Source organism: Fictibacillus phosphorivorans, from assembly GCF_023715845.1.
Taxonomy (GTDB): domain Bacteria; phylum Bacillota; class Bacilli; order Bacillales; family Fictibacillaceae; genus Fictibacillus; species Fictibacillus phosphorivorans_D.
The window spans coordinates 1-1,023 of sequence record NZ_JAMBOR010000048.1; the positions used below are offsets into that span (position 1 = coordinate 1).

Below are 1,023 nucleotides of genomic sequence, written 5' to 3' on the forward strand. Positions count from 1 at the left end.
GACTACGGATCTTATCACTCGCAGTCTGACTCCCGCGGATAATTCTCTGGCATTCGGAGTTTGACTGAATTCGGTAACCCTGTGGGGGCCCCTAGTCCAATCAGTGCTCTACCTCCAGGAATCTTGCCGCGAGGCTAGCCCTAAAGCTATTTCGGGGAGAACCAGCTATCTCCGTGTTCGATTGGCATTTCACCCCTACCCACACCTCATCCCCGCACTTTTCAACGTACGTGGGTTCGGGCCTCCATTCAGTGTTACCTGAACTTCACCCTGGACATGGGTAGATCACACGGTTTCGGGTCTACGACCACGTACTATGTCGCCCTATTCAGACTCGCTTTCGCTGCGGCTCCGTCTATTCAACTTAACCTTGCACGGGATCGTAACTCGCCGGTTCATTCTACAAAAGGCACGCCGTCACCCGTTAATGGGCTCCGACTACTTGTAGGCACACGGTTTCAGGATCTGTTTCACTCCCCTTCCGGGGTGCTTTTCACCTTTCCCTCACGGTACTGGTTCACTATCGGTCACTAGGGAGTATTTAGCCTTGGGAGATGGTCCTCCCGGATTCCGACGGGGTTTCACGTGTCCCGCCGTACTCAGGATCCACTCAGGAGGGAACGAAGTTTCAGCTACAGGGCTGTTACCTTCTTTGGCCGGCCTTTCCAGACCGCTTCACCTACTTCGTTCCTTTGTAACTCCATGTAGAGTGTCCTACAACCCCAGAGGGCAAGCCCTCTGGTTTGGGCTGTTTCCGTTTCGCTCGCCGCTACTCAGGAAATCGCATTTGCTTTCTCTTCCTCCGGGTACTTAGATGTTTCAGTTCCCCGGGTCTGCCTTCTCATACCCTATGTATTCAGATATGGATACCATCCCATTACGGATGGTGGGTTCCCCCATTCGGAAATCCCCGGATCAGTGCTTACTTACAGCTCCCCGAGGCATATCGGTGTTCGTCCCGTCCTTCTTCGGCTCCTAGTGCCAAGGCATCCACCGTGCGCCCTTTCTAGCTTAACCTTATAA

The 1,023-nt window shown here is 53.6% G+C and carries 1 rRNA gene; it reads right to left on the reverse strand.

Features of this window, described 5'->3' with window-relative positions:
- A 23S ribosomal RNA gene (locus M3206_RS18670) occupies positions 1 to 1,017 on the reverse strand; the annotation flags it as partial.
- Between the last annotated feature and the right edge of the window lie 6 nt (positions 1,018 to 1,023).